Origin of the sequence: Phyllobacterium sp. CL33Tsu, from assembly GCF_900113985.1 — a bacterium.
GTDB lineage: Bacteria > Pseudomonadota > Alphaproteobacteria > Rhizobiales > Rhizobiaceae > Phyllobacterium > Phyllobacterium pellucidum.
This window is the reverse complement of the sequence record NZ_FORJ01000009.1, coordinates 140,713-158,209: the sequence shown is the minus strand read 5'-3', so window position 1 is coordinate 158,209 and position 17,497 is coordinate 140,713. Positions and strand designations below refer to the sequence as shown.

Genomic DNA, 17,497 nt, shown 5'->3' with positions numbered 1-17,497 from the left:
CAAAAATGATTACGCGTCCGACAACGTCTATGGACACACGGTGGATCTATTAAAGCGGAACATCGATCACAACGATAAGGGGCTTATTCACCTTGACATCGGATGTGGCTATGGAAGCATCGCGGAACATATTTCCCATTTGGGTCGGATTTACGTGGGGGTTGATGCGAATCAGTTGGGGCTGGCCTCACTGGCAAGCAGAGGCTTTGAAACGCATCGACTCGTTCTGTCGAGTCTTGAAGAAAATATACACATGCTACGTGAAATAGTCGGTCCGCGAACTGTCGGCTCGATAACTCTGCTTGACACTCTTGAGCATTTACCGGACAGCGAAGCCATACTGGGAGCGTTATACGAGATATCTAAGGCTCACAACGCATTACTGATCGTTAGTGTACCAAACATTGCTCACCGCGATGTGGGGTTTAAACTAGCGCTAGGCAAAATCAATCACACTGAAGCAGGTTTACTAGATCATACGCACGTTCGAATGTTTGATGATAACTTTTTAACCGAAACCCTCAGACATTCTGGCTTCTACATTACCGATCGGAACGATGTGCGTAAGGCGAAAAGCGACCAATTCTTTCCCTCCAGTCATCCCGTTCTCCAAGAAGGAACAACCATTAGGACCTTTCTTAATCAGTTGAGGTCGAATGTTGATGACAGCGGAACAATCAATCAAATAATTGTTTCCTGTCTTCCCGGTGAGAAGATTAGTAAAGTTCCCTTTGAACGGCCGGCGCCCGAAACGAGGCCATTTCTAACGATCGTCACGCGTACTCAAGGCAAGCGTATCGCCTCTCTGGTCGAGTTGCTTACGTGTCTTGCGGGGCAAACGTGCACAGATTTCGAGGTACTAATCGTCGGGCACAATCTGTCCGTCGACGATCAAATCGCGGTAGAGATTATCATCGAGGACCTTCCAACCTGGCTCAAGGACAGGGTCCGGCTCATAAGAGTCGAGGAAGGGAATAGAACTCGTCCCTTAAACGCGGGCTTTGCTGCTGCTAAGGGTGAATACATCGCCATTCACGACGATGATGACATCCCCTTGGGGCATTGGGTGGAGACTTTTAAGGCTGCGGCTGGCAAAAAATACGGCTGCATATTGCGCTGTGTGTCCGTGACGCAATCTATTAAGACCGTTAATGTAAACGGCAAGACAGCGATCCGCGCGGTCAGTCAGCACAATAAACCATATCCCCAAGCCTTTAACTTCCTAGAACACTTCAGGGATAATCATTCCCCGAATAATACGCTAGCATTTCCACGTGGAGTTTATCACGAACTAAAAATTCATTTTGATGAAGATTTGACAACGGCTGAAGACTGGGATTTTTTGATGCGTACGGCTTCGATTGTTGGCGTGGCTTCCACAGAGGAAATCACCGGAATTTATCAATGGAGCGATCAAAACTCCATTGCGGAACATCAACAAGACGAATGGATTGCCAATGCTCAAAGAATCCAAAACAAACTTAATCGGCAAGCATTACTTCTTGCGCCGGGAACGTTTAAACAAGCTTTGAGTGCGATGAATGGCACATCCCGGCCCTTAGCGCGACATGAAGATTTAAAGCTCGATAGTTTATTGGAACAAAGGCAAAAATTAACCGAAGTGGCTGATATCTTAAGTTCGCGATCTTGGCGAATTACTATTCCAGTTCGGTTCCTGAAGCGAATTTTTGGCGTTAGGTCTCCAACTTTTCGAGATTATGTTAACCTTCCGGCAGAAGACCTGGCGAGAATACACGCAGACATGAAACGATCGACGTCTTGGCGAATCACGGCTCCGCTGCGCAGATTCAAAAGTTAACTGCCCAGTCTAAGCTCGCGAACTCTCTGAATCTTTGCCGGATCACCCCAAAGTGCACGTGAATCGTATGGCCGCATGGGAAAAGCGCCCCAGACAGGTTTAATGTGTAAGTGGTTTTCTTCGATAAACCGTAGCACCATAGTTTTGAGTGTAACTGGCTCACCAGAGCAACAATTCACGATGCCAATCACACTAGCTTGTTCAGAAACATCTGCAACTTGCAGTCCCAGTTCGTTAACATGAATGAAATCGTACAGGAGTTCGCCGGTGTTCAACGGGAATTCTGTTTTTCCTTCAGCTTCAGCCCGAAGCAATTTGGTGAAAATCGAATTGTTTAACATGTCGTCGCCGTAAATATAGTAGCACCTAATCCATTGATCGACAGCGCCGAATTCTTTGCACATCAGAGTCTGGACGGACCGCAGATAGTTTTTTGCGATCCCATATGCATGCAGAGGAAACGTGGGTGTCGCTTCATCGACAGGACCAATATGATAGCCGACTTCGTGCATTGTCCCAACGCCAACGATGTGCTTCAGACCTGCTTCTAGCATGCGGCGCAAGAAGGTAACGTGTTGCGGAAGATTGGAGAGATGCTTCGAACTGGCGTGATTGAACCCATCTTCCCAAGCGAGACGAATCAAAACATCGGGTTTTCCCGAGATTTCGTATAAGTTCCGGTTATCATTGAGAATATCTAGTTGAAGGTACTCCGCGCCGACTGCTCCACCTGAGACAGTTCGGCTTGCAACGACCACTTCGTGCCCCCTTGAGATCAATGCGCTGACTACATGCTGCCCAACGTATCCACAACCACCCGTTACGAGATATCTCACCCTGGAATTCCTCTGAAACACTAATCCCGCGATCAATCACACTCTACAGAGTAAGTGTCAACCGTGCCGTGCGCGCCCAACGTTCTGCCATTAAGGGTCGCGATTTCAGCGCTCAATACAGCGTTTCTCTATCCTAAAAATCTGTAAGGGCTTAAATTGCGGCTATATACTTCCCCACACGTGGAATTTATTATTCCGATACAATCCAAGGTAGTAGGAAAGCCATCGGTTGGAGGAACTATGACAAGTGATACCGATCCTTTTGACTAAAGAATTCAACGATATAATCAGAAAGGGTCTAAAGCCTGTAATCGAAAAGCCGTTGAGGTTGTATCCTCGGGACGAATGGGTGAAGATGCACAAAGGCGATTCAGCGATTTCACAACCCATAGTTGCCTCAGGCGAGAAAAGCGGTAAAGGCTCGTAGGCAGTGTCTTAGACTGCGTTTCGTCAACCACCGAACCTCACAGCTTGGATAACCGCCAAACCCATTACGCGCCATCCTTCTAGGGACAGCAAGCGCAAGGATTTGCCGTCAGCGGTTTGGGGATTTCGGATGGGGACACATGGATCGATCTCATAGATAGCTCCAATACCGGCAGAACGTTTTCTATCTATGAAACAGCCGCGAGACCCATTCAAACGAATTCGCAATGCTTACCCCGAGCGCGGTACCGCCGATCCCAACGACGCCAAGTGCACCTAGACCCATCAGTTTCCATTTGCGAACCTCGTCGGTCACAATCTTGCTGTCCTTCACCTGCTCGGTAATCGTGGCAATATCGGTTTTGATATCACCTACCTCGCTGACCATCTCATCGATCCGCCGATGAACAATGGCGCGTTTTTCGTCGGCTTCGCGATTTTCAAGCGCGGCCCGTCGCTCCGAGGCTTCCATATCGCGGCGCAGGCCCTGAACCTCTGCGGTCAGGATGCCGATGGATTTGTAGATGTCATTTAAGTTGAGTTCGCCCATCATCGCGGCTTTCCCGCCAAACCGTCATAGAAGCCCGCACAGCGCCCCACCCGCTCGTTTGCCCTGTCGAGCGCCTGTCGTTCTCTCTTCCAGCCTGATAGGGCTTCTGCGCCGACAACAACCGGCGCATGAGGTTCGATCTTGCGGCAATCATCCGGCCAAAACGGGAGATTGCGATCCGTCTGCGCTTCACCTTGCACCGTCGCTGCATCGCGCAGCTGCTTGTCAAGGCTTGAGCAACCAGTCCCGATCAGCATCGTCAACAAGACAAGAACGGCCAGCGGCCCTAAGTTTCGCCTCATGTTCGGCAATCTCGGTTTCATGCTTTTCGACCTTCTCCGCCTCAGCGGCACGAGCGTTCTTCAATTGGACCTGGTAGGCGTCAATAACGATCTGATTGGCATTGCGCTCGCGCTGGATTTTGTCGGCCTTCGCTTCGGCAGCAGTTGCCCGCGCCTCGGCCACATAGCCGCGCCGAGCGTCGTTTCGTTCTATGGGAATGATGACGAGCGCATAGAACGCCGCGGTGACTGCTGCCCCGGCAAGCGCCGAGACCGCAGCCTTGAAGCCTTCGAGGATTGTCATGGCCCCTCCTCCGCGATTGGAGGGACCGGATTGACCGGTGCCGCTGGAGTGACCTCCTCGACGCGTGTCTCAACTCGGCGTCCGCCTGCGCCGAACCGGCGCTTGTTCTGATCATCCCAGATTGCGCCAAAGACGTAGGAGCCGAGAGTACTGCCAGCGAGCGTGAGCGCACCGACGGCAACTGTCTCGCGAAGTGAACTCTCTCCGCCGGCAAGAGTGATGTAGGTGACAATGCCCCCGCACCAAAGAATGGTGCCGATGACCAGGCTGCGCCGAACACGCCATGCGTCAGGATCGATCATGATCAACCCTCGTACAGCTTCGACTTCTTGGCCCAATCGCGCCAAGGGTCGAGTTCGTAGTGTGGCTTATCCCACGCATCGGACGTGGTTTTGTCGCCGTCCCTATTCCAGTCACCACCCCAGCGCAGTGGTATTTTCTCCTCTTTCGCGATCCGCATGATGACCTTCGACAGCGCGATGAAGGCCGCGGTATTGTTCCAGTCGTATGGAGCCGGGAAGAGATCGAACGCGATGGCCGGAACATAGTTGTGCGCCGACTGACCGAACCGAGCCTTGCTCTTGCCGCCGGCAAAGGCCCGCTCCTGCTCCACCCGGCCGCGCGTGGCATCGAGCACCATGAAGTCAATCTCCTTGATCGCTTCGTTGGCAATGTCTTGCAAAAGCGGATGGCACTTAGCCAGAGCCGCTTTGGATTTTGATCCAAAGGAGGGCATGGGAGTTCCTTGATTTTGGTTGAATTCGGTGACGCAGTTGGCGCGTAGGCTTGATTTTATTCAGCAAACCGTATTGTGGTGACGACAGATTACAGAAGGCATCTATTCATGACGGCAATATCAAGCGACACATCGAACAGGCGCATCTTTGGAATATCGGCAATATTAGGAAGCCTGGTTTTCGTTGCGTTCATGGAGGCTGTGACGCTTCGATACTTGGTATTGACCTATTCTCCGGTCACCTTTTGGGATAGCTGGGATAACATCACCCCGCATCAACTATTCTCGAAGTTTTTCGAGCATCACAACGAGCATCGCATAGCGATCCCTAAGTTGTTTTATCTTGTTGATACTTACCTCAATGCTGGCAGACAGACGCTTTTGATCGCTGCAACCCACGTAACGATTGTAGTTAACGGCTTCCTGTTTGGTTACATTGCGTCGCGATTATTTCGAGTGCCATTGCTCCAGCAAGTGGCGCTATCCTTATTATTTTGCGGCCTATTTCTAAGCCTGCAGCAGCGCAACATACTTGAATGGGGCTTCATGATATGCTGGCCTCTGGTGTACCTGTTTGTGATTTGCGCTTATGTCGTTTTGATTGAAAAACGGGGCAATCGTCCGCTTCTCGTTTCATTTCTACTCGGGCTATGCGCCGCTCTATCTCTCGCCAACGGAGCGCTCACCTTCGTCCCTATAGCTGTTCTAGCTGCCTTCTCCCGCAACATTCGGCTGTTAGGCTTCTCAATCGTCGCAACCGCTGCCTTGTTGGCGCTTCATTATTGGGGACTTAAGCCGTCTCCGTTGCCGGAGTTTCAGGGAGGACCGTTTCAGTACGCGATTGAACTTGTGAAATACTCACTCGTGTACGTAGGGACGCCGATCGCGCTTGTATTAAACTTCCTTTTTGTCAGCGGTCCCGACCCACTTCGCATGGGGGGGCCGGGAGTTGACCCTTGGCTGCCGCTCGTCTGCGGATTTGTCGCTGTCGCGACATTCAGCGCCCTCGCATTGCGGGTAATGGTGCATCGGCAGGATGATCGCGCGTCCCTAATTCTGGTAGCGATAGGCGGGTTTGTGCTTGTTTCGGCGCTCGCAACTGCGATGGGACGGGCAGGCCTTGGTCTCGCGACCGCGACCGATGGCCGTTACGGTATGGGAGCCACTTTCTTTTTGGCCGCAACCGCGCTCCTACTGGCTCACTTTTTGTGGAATCGTATGGCGGTTGGACGTGTCATCGTTGCGCTTTTTGTCGGTGTGCTGGTGATCACCACGGCGTTCCAGCAAGTTCATATCGCTCGCCGTGACCGGGAATGGGCCAACCTTCGGAAGATGCCAGCGGCCGCCCTGCTTAGCGGCGTTGATGATCAATATGTAATGGGACTCGCTTTTCCGTGGCAGGATCAATTCCCTGCGTTGGTGTCAGCTGTGAGAGCGGATCGTCTGGGTGTGTTTTCTGATCCGTGGACAGACTGGCTCGACAAGCCTTTGACCTTGCCGATCGTCCAAGGATGCCAAGGCCACATGGACGGTAGCGATCCTATTACCAGCGCGCCGGGAGCACTTCGATTGAATGGCTGGGCCAATACACCCGGCCATCTTATCGGCACTCAGCGTCTCGTCATTACCGATGCGACCGGCAACGTGGTCGGTTACGGCTTCAGTGGGTGGGCACGCCTCGACGTGCCCGCGGCGCTGCCAAATATCAAAAGTAACTACACCGGCTGGTATGGCTACGCGCGCGCAGATCACAAACCGCCCCTTAAGGCCTACGTATTGTTTGGCGAGGGGGCCTGTGCTCTTTCGGGTTAAAGTTCTGCTGCCTCGGTAAAGAACACATCAACTTGCTCGGCTGTAAATCCGAGCGCAGCAAACCCCTGCTGCAACATTTCATCGCTGCGCAGAAATGTGCCACTGTCGGCATAGGCAGCCTGCGTGCGCTCGTCCTGTGTCGCAATCCACCCTTCGACCGTTGAAAGCAGGCCAGCGTCAATTAACTGCAAGCGGAACTGCCGGCGCGAGACGCGATCAGGAATTACGGGTGGGGGCGGCGGAGGCACGTACTCCACAACAACGCCATCAACCATCTTACGCCGGCCCTGATTGGTAAGAAACTCGATCCATTGAGGCTCCGCGATTTCGACAGCCTCCAAGGGAATTTGGCACGCCGGATTGGGCAAGCCATCCACGATTTTATAACCGTGGACATCCTCGTTGAAAAAGGCCTTCGGAAGGCCTCCCTCATCAAAAACACCAAAAATCTTCATGTTGATAAATTCCATCTTTAAGGATTCACGAAACCCATCACCAGCCAGTAGAAGGCCTGAGTGGCAACGCCGACAGTGCCGCCGCTGTTAACGAAGCGAGGCTGAATAGCAAAACTGGAAGAGGTCACATTTGTCGCGACAAATGCCAGCGATGATGTGCCGGCCATCGCCCCTATTCCATGAGCTATAACGGCAGTCACCGAGGCGAGAGCTACTGGAAATGTAATGGTGTGATCCCCCGTGCCTCCGCTGTCGTATCCGCCCTGCATGACGAAGCCATTGGGAAACTTCACGTAGCCTGGAGATGACACGAGCTTAGTTACACCAAGGCTTGTCAAAAACGCATTACCGTCTGCATCATCAAGAAGCGTTCGAACAAAAGCCGTCAGGTCTGTCAAAGCGCTTGAGCTCGCACCCGTAAGATACGGAAGCTTGTTTGCAGCAGGCGTGCCAGCAATATTGACTGACGCTAAGCCCGCAGCCGTTATCGGGCCGCCATCCTTCAGCGTCTTGCTGTTTGCACCGTTCCATAGCGCCAGATTGGCGTCTGCGTTCGTAGCAGGCCCGCTAACGTCGCCACTGCCCTTAACGGCAATTGCCTTCCAGTAGGCGTTTGAGGTCGTCGGCAGCGTCGGAGGCGCGTTGCCAGTGGTCGCCTGCAGCGCAATCCACGACGAGCCCTGGTTGATAACGACATCATCCTTCAGATACGCCGTCGCCCCTGCATAGTCGCCCTTGAACACAAAACCATTGCCGGCCGCTGCAAGAAGGAACCATTGCGTGTTTGAGGTCGTCGGCAAGGTCGGCGGTGGGTTGCCAGTCGTCACTACACGCGCAATCCAAGACGATCCGTTCTGCAGTACAACATCGCCGATGGCGTAGGTTATCGCCCCGCTATAGTTGCCCTTGGACTGAAACGTGCCGTTCGGGCCGGTTAGGTAGGCAGGAACCGACCAGTCGCCCAGCGTGTTCGACGCCTTGAAGTAAACCGCCGATCGACCGTCGCCGACGTTTGCGACGAGGACGGTAAAGCCTGCGGCCTGTCCGTCATAACCCGCCCGCTCCGCGAGGGTTTCGACCTTCGCATCAACATCGATGCCCTGCGTAAGCTCCTGCCGGGACACAAGCGTCATCGCGCCCGCGCCGGTAAAGATCGGAATGAGATCGAGGGCGCCGGCCAAGGCCGAGAAGGCGGTCAGGTTGCCATTGCCAAGCAATTCAATGAGTGCTCGCGTGGCTGCCGTATAGCGTGAACCATCCGGCTGGTAGCGGATGGCATACGAGCTCGCCGCAAGCGCACCTCCCGTCCAGGCTTCCCTGAGCGTAATCTGGGTGTTGCTGTCGACCGAGGCGATGATCGCGTCGAGGTTCTTCACCTTGAACGTGTCGCCGGTCTGAATGTCGGCAGCGGCCCAAAGCGTGCCAACACCGGTCACAGTGACGCCACCGGCGGTGACCGAGACGGTGCCGACCTCATAATCCGGACGAATAGCCATCAAGCTTTCCCTTTATCCTTGGCCCGCATTTCAGCTTGCAGCGCTTCGATCGTCGCCGTGAGTTCATGCAACTGCTGGGCGAGGAGCAGATTACGATTGCGCAGGAATTCATTCATGGCCGCGTATTCGTTGAGCGCAGCTTGAGGAGCGATCGGCAATTTGCCGTCCGCTTGAGGTGCTTTGGACATTTTGGGTTTCCCTTTAGAGACTGGCGATGATTTCTGAGATTTCGGCCGCGGAGGTTGCAGCGTCGACACGGGCTTGCGCGGCCTGGCGCTCGATTTCGATGGCTGCAACACGGTCGATCATTGACCGGTAATTCTTCTCTATCTCTCCCGCCTCGTCAGCATCACCAAATCGGTGGGAGTCCATGCCCTTTACGATGTAGAGAGCAAACTTCGGCCCCATCGCCTCATTGATGCGCGGGAGGAATGCCTCGTCGACCGCTTCCCGGCCTTTGGCGCGCTCCGCCGTCAGGTCTTTCTTGCCCTTAATCTTCATTTCGCGGTGACCTCAAAGTGCGACCCGTCGACGAACGGGAAGCCCGCCTCAAAGCGATAGGTTCCTGCATCCTTGGTCGAGAAATGAAGAACGCCGCCTTTGATCTCATATGGCTCACCATCGATCGTCATCACGCACGGCCGAGGAAGGCCTTTCAACGTGAACGTGTCTTTGCCATCAGCCTTGATCGCGGCGCTCTCGGCGGCAAGCCTTGGGCGCGCTACGACCTTCCCATTTTTCACGTAATGGAAATCATGCGTCACGTCGGGATAGACGAAGCCTTTGCTGCCAACGATCTGCTTGCCCTTCTCGTTGAGAATCGGCTCGCCCGATGGCGTGAAAAACGGCTCGCGCGGGAGTTTCTTGCCGCGGATGTGCAACCAATCGCCCTTTGACAGAAAGTTGTCGATGATCTCCTGGCTTTCAGGGTCGCTACGAATATGGGTGATGAAGCCGCGCTCATCGAACTGAAGCATCATGTCAGAAGCCTATCCGGTAATCGAAGATGAGATAATTGATGGTGTAGTTGAAGCTCGACGAGAAACTTGTGAAAGCGAAGTTGACGCGATCGGTAAGCACCTCGACCTTGAACGTGCTCCAACTGAAAGCGAAGTTATTCCAAGGCGTCGAACTGTCGCCAAATCCCTTGATGGGATAGGTCTCACCAGGCAACGACGCCCCAGCGCCGGCGAGGACATTCGTCATGACGAAAGGCTTCACGGAATAGGTCTTGCCGAACAGCGCCGTATGGTTCGACGTGCCCGAGCCGCTGCGGCTGCCTGCGATCGATCCCTTGATGAACTTGGCTGGCGAGCCATGATCACCGTTGAAGAGCAACCCCGCGTCCGCTGCGGCAAAGACGTCGACGCCCGCGCGGGACAATCGAAACACGCTCGGCTCAATCCAAAGTCTGTTGACCATTAGGGTTTGATGCTCCGCGTGACGATGTAATAGACGGTTGCGTCGCCGGTCGGCATGCCAATGGTGGTTCCGGAATAACGAACGCAGACCTGTCCGCTGCTCGTCGATAGGTACTGGAGCCGAAGCTTGTACTTGTCATTCGATAGAAAAATCAGCGGGTAATATCCGAGGTTCGCCCAAGAGAAGCCGACAAACGCACCGTCAGTGTTGCCGCCGCCGTGAGTTACGACAAAACTGCCCGACTGCAGTATTTGAAACTGCTCGAATATCGTGCTCCACGAAAACTGAAACTTGTTGGCTGTCAGGACGTCGACGCCTGGCTGCGAGACGAAACCACCCATGCCGAAAGTCGGATGATTGCCGAGGAGAATGCGATTAACCATCGGCCATACTCCGCAGCACCAGATAGCCGGCCGTGTAGCCGATAGAGCCAGGCGTATAGAACCTGATGTAGTTCTGCGTCACCGACGCATAATAAGTGACGTATGCTGTGTTGGTGGTCGTGACATCGCCGATAATAAGCTCGGTTGATGAAAGATATTGCCAATAGTAGACGAGCGGCACGAACGGCAGGGTCTCACCGAAATTAACCTCGGTGTATGCCGAGGTGTTGGGCACATTGACAGAGCCGATCGCGTAGACGATCGCGCTATCCTTCCACGTGCTGTCGAATGCCAGTCTTTCAGGCTCAAGCGCTGCGGTGACATCGAAACCGGGTTTTGACATCCTGATGCGATAATCACCGCCGCCGAAGTCGCCGATTAGAACGCGGTTTACCATTGATCAATCCGCGATCAGAATGCGTCGGTTGGTAAGGTCGACCTGCATTTTGCTGTCGCTCGATCGCAGCATGCCGGCCGTCACCGTGTTGACGCGCGTAGCGTTCATCGTGAGCACACCGCCCTGAAAGATGAACGGGAACTCAGGCGTCGAGCCGTTGGTGATCGTAAACCGATCCGCCAGCACCATGACTGTCGAGATGCCGCCAGCCTTGGCGCTGATGAACAACGCAGCCTGGACGGTAGCCCCGCCGCCGGTGGCGCTCGCAGACAGACCGATCGTGGATAGAGCGCCCGCTTCCGTTGCCTCGACCGTGGTGCGGAAAAGACCCGATGCCGAGAAGTTGCCGACGCTGACATTGAGTGCGGTGATGGCATTGGCATTCGCTATCGTTTTGCCGTCGACCACCGCAATGCTTGCCGAAAGGCTGTCGATCGCATTCGCAATGTCGGTGTCGACCTTGACAGTAAGCTCTTCAATGCGGATGACCGCAGCTTCGGTCGCTGTCGCCACTACCTGAATTTCACGCGAGTATTTGGCGCTGACCTTGCCGACTTCGGCGAGAAGCTCGAACTTGTCGAGCGCCGATTGAGCGCCGTTTTGTGCCGCAAGCGAGTTGAGGCGATCCATCTCGTCGCGAGCGTAGTGCGTGCCCTCGGCGAGCCATTCGAGGTGCCCGCTCAGCTCATTGTTGATCTCGTCGACGATATCGCCGAGGTAAACGTCCTCCGAACCGAGGAGAATGTTAAACGTCATGACATTGAGCCATGCCGACCATTCGACCGGTCGCGGCGTGCCGGGAATGTATCGGCCGCGCACGCCGTAAAGCGTGTTGGGCAACAATCCCTGACTGATCAGGACCGAACCCTTGTCGGGCTGATCGGTGCGGCCCTGATAGACCGTGATCAGGCTTGTCGCGAGACGCACCTCGAACTCGACGCCGATTACGTCGGCCTGGTCTCCGTCCCACGACAACAGGATTGCGGGCCTGCGAGGTGATCCGTTGTTGTCGAGGATGACGGCTGGCTCCACATTCCAATCGACGATCGGCTGCGGTTGCGGCCGAACCGGGCCGACCGGACCAAAGACCGGCGGGGTGTAATCGTGCTCCTGATCCCAATCGTAGTCGGACGGGTCGACCTCAGTGATGTCGAGCATCACGTCGAGGTTGGCGCGATCGGACACACCATCAACGCGGAAAAGCTTGTCAACGTAGCCGTTGCGCTCGGAATTCCAGATGATCACGTCGCCAGGCTCAAGCACCCAAGCGGCAGGGCCAAGCACAAGCGTATGGCGCCGCGCCCGCCGAGCCTCGGCCAATGCCGATTTCATCAGGCGTTGCACCTGCGACGAGCGATACACCATATCGAGTTGGATATCGGCCATCAGCCGGCGATTGCCGTCGAGCGCTTCGAATGCCGCGTTGTGGATTGCCGGCGCCGTCTTGGTATTCCATCCCTCGGCCGGCTCGGGATAGGTCGCGTTTACGCCGTTGATCGTGTCGGCCAGACCAAAGAACGGCGTGAAGTCCTGCTCCTCGGTCGACAGAATGTCCGAGTCCGCAAAGGCAAAGACCGCCGCATCAGGCTCGCCGACGTGGATTTTATACACGCCGCCGATTTCGGAAAGCTTGCCCTGGCAGCCGGTCAGCAATGCCTCGATCGCATCGGCGATCTGCGCGCCGACATGGATTTCGCCGCCGGTGTAATATTGCGGCTCGGGGCCGACAGGACCGGCAATTAATGCCCGGCATTTGTTGATCTGGGCGATCCAGTCAGTCGGCGGCAATCGAGCAGCGCTCACACCCTGCAGGCCGTAGAACCACTGCGAGCCGTAGTTAAAGCCGCGCAAGAGGTTGTAAATCTGCACCGCCGGCAGATCGTCGCCGTCACCGCCCCACGTCGCCGGATTATCCCAGCGCTGCGCACCGGCACCGCCGACCGAACTATCCCGCGAAGGATCGTAGAGACGCGCGCCCTGCACCTCGAACTTGAACTGAGGAAAGCCGGTGAAGAATTCCGGATCCACCTCGGCCGTAACCACCGCATAGGCAACGCCATAGCCGATGCGGCTCGATTGCCAGGGATGCGACGAAGATGAGACCCGATTGACAAGCAGGCTGTCTGCTGCGCTCTGCGTGCCATCGTGGAAGCGTATCCACAGATGGTTGTCGCTGCCCTTGCGGTATTCGGGGATCTGGAAACCCTTGTCGTCGGGATCGAGTGTGCCCGAGATCGTTACGGGCTCGCCGTTCACCCAAAGCTGGATGATGCCGTTGATCGGAATATCCGAAATGGCAATGACCTGTGTGAAATACTCGTTCGGCGTCTTGCCGCCATCGCCCCATGTGTTGGCATAGACGAGCGAACCGGCCGTGACCGTGTGGCCGAGAATGATCGAGCGGGCAACGTCGCCGCCTGACTGCAACTGGCCGTTGATGCTGAACTGAGGCTTTTCTGGCTTGCCGGCGATGGCCTTGGCAATGAGATTGAGGCCGATGCCAACGGCTGCCTTGAGCAGGATGGCGCCAAGACCACCAGACAGAAAGGTGCCGCCCAGCAAGCCGCCAATGGCGGTCGCCAAGCCTGTAAATACAGCCATTGATTTGCCCTAAGACGCGATCGGTTTCATGAAATGGCGCTCGGCGGCGATGTAGCCGCGGCGCTCATAGAACTTTGCTGGCAGCGGATCGTAACCCAGCCCCACCATGTTGACGAAGGAACAGCCCTGCTCCTCGGCCCAAGCCTCATAGGCCGCGAGCATGTGCAGCGCATCCTTGCCCCGATATTCCGGCTCGATCCACCAAATGACCTCGGTGGCCGCGCGAACCGGCGCGATCGGCAAGAGCCCAACCTGAGCGGCAAGCACGCCCTGCACGCCGTCCCGGTCCAATACGATGCAAATCTTTTCCGGATCAGTGAGGAACTGATCGAACAGGATCGAGGCATAGGCCGCGTTGAACGGGATCGGCAGGCCCGACGCCTCATGGAAGTTCTTGGCGAGCAGGAGTACCCTGAACTTATCCGCCGTTGTCGCGCGCCGGATCATGCGCCCCTCAATACGACAGCGCTGGCAAGGCGGGATGAGCCCGTTGTCGTGACCTTCCCAGCTTTTTGGCCCCAGAAAAACTCGGTCTCGCCGACGGTCGTCACGTCCTGATAGAAGTTATCGGTGGCATTGCGCTTCTTCTGGCTATCGTTCGATCGCGTGTCGGGATTGCCGCGCGTCATCTCCTGCGTATGGCTGGCGCAAGTGAGGACAATGCTGCCGGCCTCGTTCTCCTTCGGCGTGTTGATCGCGACGAGATCGACGAACCCGACAAACCGGCAGAACGCCGGGACGAGCAACTGCCGCGAATCCACGTCGAACATCCCACGGTAAATCTCGACACCGGCCTGTTTCAGATCATAACCGCGCACAATGTTCTCGACGCCGGGATCAAGCTGCGACAGCGATATGGTGACATTGCGCACGGCGATCGTCGTCGTCTCGGGAATGTCGCTGATCTGGATAAGCGAGCCCGAGCCCTCGAAATTGCGCGTGTTGGCAAGTCCGGTGTCCGGATTGACCACCTGCGCCTGAACATCATCGACATCGGACCAAAAGCCATAATTGAAAGGTGCGCCGGTAACGAGCGCCCGCGCTTTAAGCCAGAGGAAGTCGCGAGCGATGAGACGCCTTGCCTGCAACAGCGCCAGGTTGCCAGCCGAGATATTACGCATCAGCGGCTCTCCATAGCTTGAAAGGCAATGACGGCCCTGCCGGTCGCAATATCCGCTGTTGACGAGAATGAGCCTGGAACTAGCGTCATCAGGCAGGCGGGACGCAGTACCGAAACCGCATCATTGATCGCAGTCACCGGCCACAGGTGAGGCCGGATTTCGAACAATGGCGACAGACCCGCACCGCTCGCCGTGAAGTCCTCGATCACCTGATGCAAGTTGCCGTTGCCAATCTCGATATAGTCGCCAACCCTGCCGGTATATCCGGCCGGCAGGTTCTTGATCCGAATGGCCTTGCGGCTCGTCGCGATCGTGTCGAGCTGCAATCCCGAAACCGTTCCTATGCCGACACCGCCAGGATAAGCGATCGGATAGCAACGCGACTTCGACCAAGCCCGAAACTGATTGAGGCCGTTCTCCAGCGCCTTGAAGCGAGCGCGCCAACGATCGAGTTCATTCGGCTTGAGCAAGCGTGACTGGAACGCAGCGGTCCAGAGAGGCGAACCCAAATCCTTGACGATCGTTTGCCCGCCAGCCATGCGGCTCTGCTCCTGACGCCACAACAGGTCGAACTCGGTCGACCAGCCGGGAAACTCGGTCAGGAGGTCATAGGGAAATGTGATCGCCATTACAGGTTTCTCGTCTTCTGAGCACGGCGGACGGTATCAACGACCCGAGCCGAGAACTCTTGCTTGTCTTTCAACTGCTCGCGCCGGAACTGCGCCAATTCCTCGCTGGTGCCTTGGAAATTATTCTGCGGCGCGTAGGTGACGTTAACGCCACCGTTCGCGCCAGCGATGGATTGAATGTTCGGCATCCTCGGCGCCGACCCGACCAGGCCGCCCGAGGCATAGCCTTGAAGCTTGCGAAGGTTGTCTACCCCTATGCGTTTCGTCGCTGCCGCATCCATGACGAACTCGCCCTTATGGACGATGCCGGCCGGTTGATATATCCCGCCCTTGCCGGTGTATCCGCCGCGGTCGAATCCTATCATCTTCCCCAGACCACCAAAGATGCCGCCGAATGCGCCGCCGCTCGAATTGCTTGTCTGCGGTGCAAACAGCGCGTCCAGGGCATTGTGAAGCAGCATCTCGCCCAGCTTCTTGAGTATGCCGGAAAGGGCATCGCTGAGGCTCTCGGCGCCGGTGATCGCATCCATGACACCGCTCTTGAAACCGTCATAGAACTCGGTCGCGGCCTGCTCGGCGCGGTCCTGCGCTTCCTGCACATTGCGAAGTTCATCCGCCTGGCGCGCGTATGCGGCCGAGATGGCGCCAATCTGCGATACCTGTTCCGAGGAAAGCTTGATGTTGTTGAGGTCGGTTTCGCCCTTCTTGCGGGCTTCCTCGCGCAGGTCGGCGAGAGCGCTTTGCTCAAGGTCGAGCGCCATCTTGCGCTTTTCCTGCTCCTCGTACGACTTGCCGACGAGCTCGGTTTCCTGACGCAACGCCTCGGTGCGGTCCCTGACCGACTGAATGTCGTCGTTGAACCGGCTTTCCGCAGTGCGCGGGACGCCTTTGCTCTTCGAGCCAGTCTTCTTTTCCTTTGCCGGAACCTTGTAATCCGCAAGCGTTACCGGGCGGATTGTCTCGCCGCCGGTTATGTCGGCGCTTGTGCCGGGCTTGCTTTCGGTCGCCGTGGAGCCAAACGCATTATTGATGCGGTCTTGGATTTGACGCTGCGACCGGTACGGCGAAGCTCCCATCGAGCGGCCAATTTCATCGAGCCCCGTTGCCGCACCGAATGCAGCCGACATTTCGAGGGCGGCGTCCGTAACCGAACTCACCCATTCATGAAGCGTTTGCAGCGGCCCGATCAGCGTCGTGATGATGGCCGCGGATTCGCTCATCGCCTTGCCTATCTTGTCGATCATCTGGGCGAGCAGGCTTGCAGCATCCGAATTGTTGTCGAATTCACGGGCCGTATCGATGAGGATGTTCTGCAAGCGCGTGAGGCCTTGGGAAACGGTAAGCTGGGATCCTCCGACCTTATCCTCGAGGATGACCGCACCAGCTTCGAACGCGCGGAAAAATGCTTCGGACGAGACTTTGCCGTCCTTCACCAGGCGCGTGAGCGCCGACACGGAACCGCCAGCCTCTTTCAGACCGGCGGCGACCGCCTGCAGCAACGGCTGCGCACCATCGAGGAGGGAGTTATATTCTTCGGCCTGGACAACGCCATTGCCGAGCGCCTGGCTCAACTGGAGGAGAGCGCCGCTCGACTCTTCGGCCGACTTTCCCCCTACACGAAGCGACAGAGCGACATTATCGGTGAATTTGAGGAGTTCGGCCTGGTTGACGCCGAGGTCTTTGGCAGACTGAGCCCCGCGGCCATACAGCGTGACAAGATCCTCGATCGGCGCCGCATTACGCTGGGCGCTGGCAAACAGACTGTCGTAGACCTTATTGAGTTCCTGACCCGATAGGCCGGCAACCTTGAGCGCATTGCTGATGCGCGTCGATGCGTCGATAAGTGACTGCGCGCCTTTCAAAGAACCGGCAGCGGCGAAGGCACCCAAGGCACCTTTGCCAAACCCGCCGGCGAAGGATGCGGAAATGCTCTTGTTTGCACGACGGACGCGGTTCTCTATCGCGCCCATCTGCTTGTTTGTGACACCTACGGCGCGGTTCATCGCGTTTTCGTACTTCTTGATGTCAGCCGAAAGCTGAACAACGAGCCGCTCCAAATCTGTCGCCATCAGCCTGTGATCCAATCAAAAAGCTCGTCTTTTTCAGCGTCAGTCAGTTTGCCGTCGTCTTTCGGCGTGTTGGCTTTGACGTAGCCCTCGACCGCCGCCATGAACTTCCACATTGACATTTTGTCGATTTCATTAGGTGAGAAGCCCATGGCAGCGCCGT

General features: G+C 56.0%; 21 protein-coding genes. 2 read left to right on the top strand and 19 right to left on the bottom strand.

Annotated elements, in window-relative coordinates; translation table 11 throughout:
- Positions 1 to 40: 40 nt before the first annotated feature.
- Positions 41 to 1,819 carry a methyltransferase domain-containing protein gene (locus BM074_RS22435; RefSeq protein WP_175499106.1) on the top strand — a complete coding sequence of 593 codons (1,779 nt, stop codon included), beginning with the start codon at positions 41 to 43 and terminating at the stop codon, positions 1,817 to 1,819.
- Here BM074_RS22435 and BM074_RS22430 read toward each other — a convergent pair.
- From BM074_RS22430 to BM074_RS22405, 5 genes are all read right to left on the bottom strand, one after another.
- A complete protein-coding gene (locus BM074_RS22430; protein WP_175499105.1) occupies positions 1,816 to 2,655 on the bottom strand; it encodes an NAD-dependent epimerase/dehydratase family protein in 840 nt (279 codons plus the stop codon). The two genes, BM074_RS22435 and BM074_RS22430, sit on opposite strands and share 4 nt — an antisense overlap.
- 610 nt (positions 2,656 to 3,265) lie before the next feature.
- Complete coding sequence (locus BM074_RS22425; protein ID WP_051614472.1) at positions 3,266 to 3,634, bottom strand: DUF1515 family protein; 369 nt, start codon at positions 3,632 to 3,634, stop codon at positions 3,266 to 3,268.
- 222 nt (positions 3,635 to 3,856) lie between these two features.
- Complete coding sequence (locus tag BM074_RS22415) at positions 3,857 to 4,216, bottom strand: hypothetical protein (protein WP_091925708.1); 360 nt, start codon at positions 4,214 to 4,216, stop codon at positions 3,857 to 3,859.
- Positions 4,213 to 4,518, bottom strand: coding sequence for a hypothetical protein (locus tag BM074_RS22410; RefSeq protein WP_091925705.1), 306 nt, complete (start codon positions 4,516 to 4,518; stop codon positions 4,213 to 4,215). Before BM074_RS22410 ends, BM074_RS22415 begins: the two co-directional genes overlap by 4 nt.
- A gap of 2 nt (positions 4,519 to 4,520) precedes the next feature.
- Positions 4,521 to 4,952, bottom strand: a complete 432-nt coding sequence (locus BM074_RS22405; RefSeq protein ID WP_091925702.1) for a M15 family metallopeptidase domain-containing protein — start codon at positions 4,950 to 4,952, stop codon at positions 4,521 to 4,523.
- 108 nt (positions 4,953 to 5,060) lie between these two features.
- On the opposite strand from BM074_RS22405, the gene BM074_RS22400 reads away from it, so the two are divergent.
- Entirely contained in the window at positions 5,061 to 6,764 is a 1,704-nt protein-coding gene (locus BM074_RS22400; RefSeq protein ID WP_139217709.1) for a hypothetical protein, read from the top strand.
- On the opposite strand, the gene BM074_RS23390 is transcribed toward BM074_RS22400, so the two are convergent.
- Genes BM074_RS23390 through BM074_RS23150 form a run of 14 tightly spaced genes read right to left on the bottom strand, consistent with a single transcriptional unit; the run spans position 6,761 to position 17,486 of the window.
- Complete coding sequence (locus BM074_RS23390; protein ID WP_244533070.1) at positions 6,761 to 7,234, bottom strand: hypothetical protein; 474 nt, start codon at positions 7,232 to 7,234, stop codon at positions 6,761 to 6,763. The two genes, BM074_RS22400 and BM074_RS23390, sit on opposite strands and share 4 nt — an antisense overlap.
- A gap of 2 nt (positions 7,235 to 7,236) precedes the next feature.
- Positions 7,237 to 8,715 carry a hypothetical protein gene (locus BM074_RS22390; protein ID WP_091925696.1) on the bottom strand — a complete coding sequence of 493 codons (1,479 nt, stop codon included), beginning with the start codon at positions 8,713 to 8,715 and terminating at the stop codon, positions 7,237 to 7,239.
- Complete coding sequence (locus BM074_RS22385) at positions 8,715 to 8,903, bottom strand: hypothetical protein (RefSeq protein WP_091925694.1); 189 nt, start codon at positions 8,901 to 8,903, stop codon at positions 8,715 to 8,717. Before BM074_RS22385 ends, BM074_RS22390 begins: the two co-directional genes overlap by 1 nt.
- A 13-nt stretch (positions 8,904 to 8,916) precedes the next feature.
- A complete protein-coding gene (locus BM074_RS22380; protein WP_091925691.1) occupies positions 8,917 to 9,216 on the bottom strand; it encodes a hypothetical protein in 300 nt (99 codons plus the stop codon).
- Complete coding sequence (locus tag BM074_RS22375) at positions 9,213 to 9,695, bottom strand: hypothetical protein (protein ID WP_091925688.1); 483 nt, start codon at positions 9,693 to 9,695, stop codon at positions 9,213 to 9,215. Before BM074_RS22375 ends, BM074_RS22380 begins: the two co-directional genes overlap by 4 nt.
- A gap of 1 nt (position 9,696) precedes the next feature.
- Positions 9,697 to 10,137: a hypothetical protein gene (locus tag BM074_RS22370; protein ID WP_091925686.1), complete on the bottom strand. Its 441-nt coding sequence runs from the start codon at positions 10,135 to 10,137 to the stop codon at positions 9,697 to 9,699.
- A complete protein-coding gene (locus BM074_RS22365; protein ID WP_091925684.1) occupies positions 10,137 to 10,520 on the bottom strand; it encodes a hypothetical protein in 384 nt (127 codons plus the stop codon). Before BM074_RS22365 ends, BM074_RS22370 begins: the two co-directional genes overlap by 1 nt.
- Entirely contained in the window at positions 10,513 to 10,917 is a 405-nt protein-coding gene (locus tag BM074_RS22360; RefSeq protein ID WP_091925681.1) for a hypothetical protein, read from the bottom strand. The genes BM074_RS22365 and BM074_RS22360 overlap by 8 nt, the downstream gene beginning before the upstream one ends.
- A 3-nt stretch (positions 10,918 to 10,920) precedes the next feature.
- Positions 10,921 to 13,518, bottom strand: a complete 2,598-nt coding sequence (locus BM074_RS22355; RefSeq protein WP_091925679.1) for a phage tail protein — start codon at positions 13,516 to 13,518, stop codon at positions 10,921 to 10,923.
- A 9-nt stretch (positions 13,519 to 13,527) separates the two neighbouring features.
- Positions 13,528 to 13,965 carry a GNAT family N-acetyltransferase gene (locus BM074_RS22350; protein WP_091925676.1) on the bottom strand — a complete coding sequence of 146 codons (438 nt, stop codon included), beginning with the start codon at positions 13,963 to 13,965 and terminating at the stop codon, positions 13,528 to 13,530.
- Complete coding sequence (locus BM074_RS22345) at positions 13,962 to 14,639, bottom strand: hypothetical protein (RefSeq protein ID WP_091925673.1); 678 nt, start codon at positions 14,637 to 14,639, stop codon at positions 13,962 to 13,964. The genes BM074_RS22350 and BM074_RS22345 overlap by 4 nt, the downstream gene beginning before the upstream one ends.
- A complete protein-coding gene (locus BM074_RS22340; protein ID WP_091925654.1) occupies positions 14,639 to 15,268 on the bottom strand; it encodes a hypothetical protein in 630 nt (209 codons plus the stop codon). Before BM074_RS22340 ends, BM074_RS22345 begins: the two co-directional genes overlap by 1 nt.
- Positions 15,268 to 17,337: a tape measure protein gene (locus tag BM074_RS22335; protein ID WP_091925651.1), complete on the bottom strand. Its 2,070-nt coding sequence runs from the start codon at positions 17,335 to 17,337 to the stop codon at positions 15,268 to 15,270. The genes BM074_RS22340 and BM074_RS22335 overlap by 1 nt, the downstream gene beginning before the upstream one ends.
- Positions 17,337 to 17,486, bottom strand: a complete 150-nt coding sequence (locus tag BM074_RS23150; RefSeq protein ID WP_153666398.1) for a hypothetical protein — start codon at positions 17,484 to 17,486, stop codon at positions 17,337 to 17,339. The genes BM074_RS22335 and BM074_RS23150 overlap by 1 nt, the downstream gene beginning before the upstream one ends.
- Positions 17,487 to 17,497: the final 11 nt, after the last annotated feature.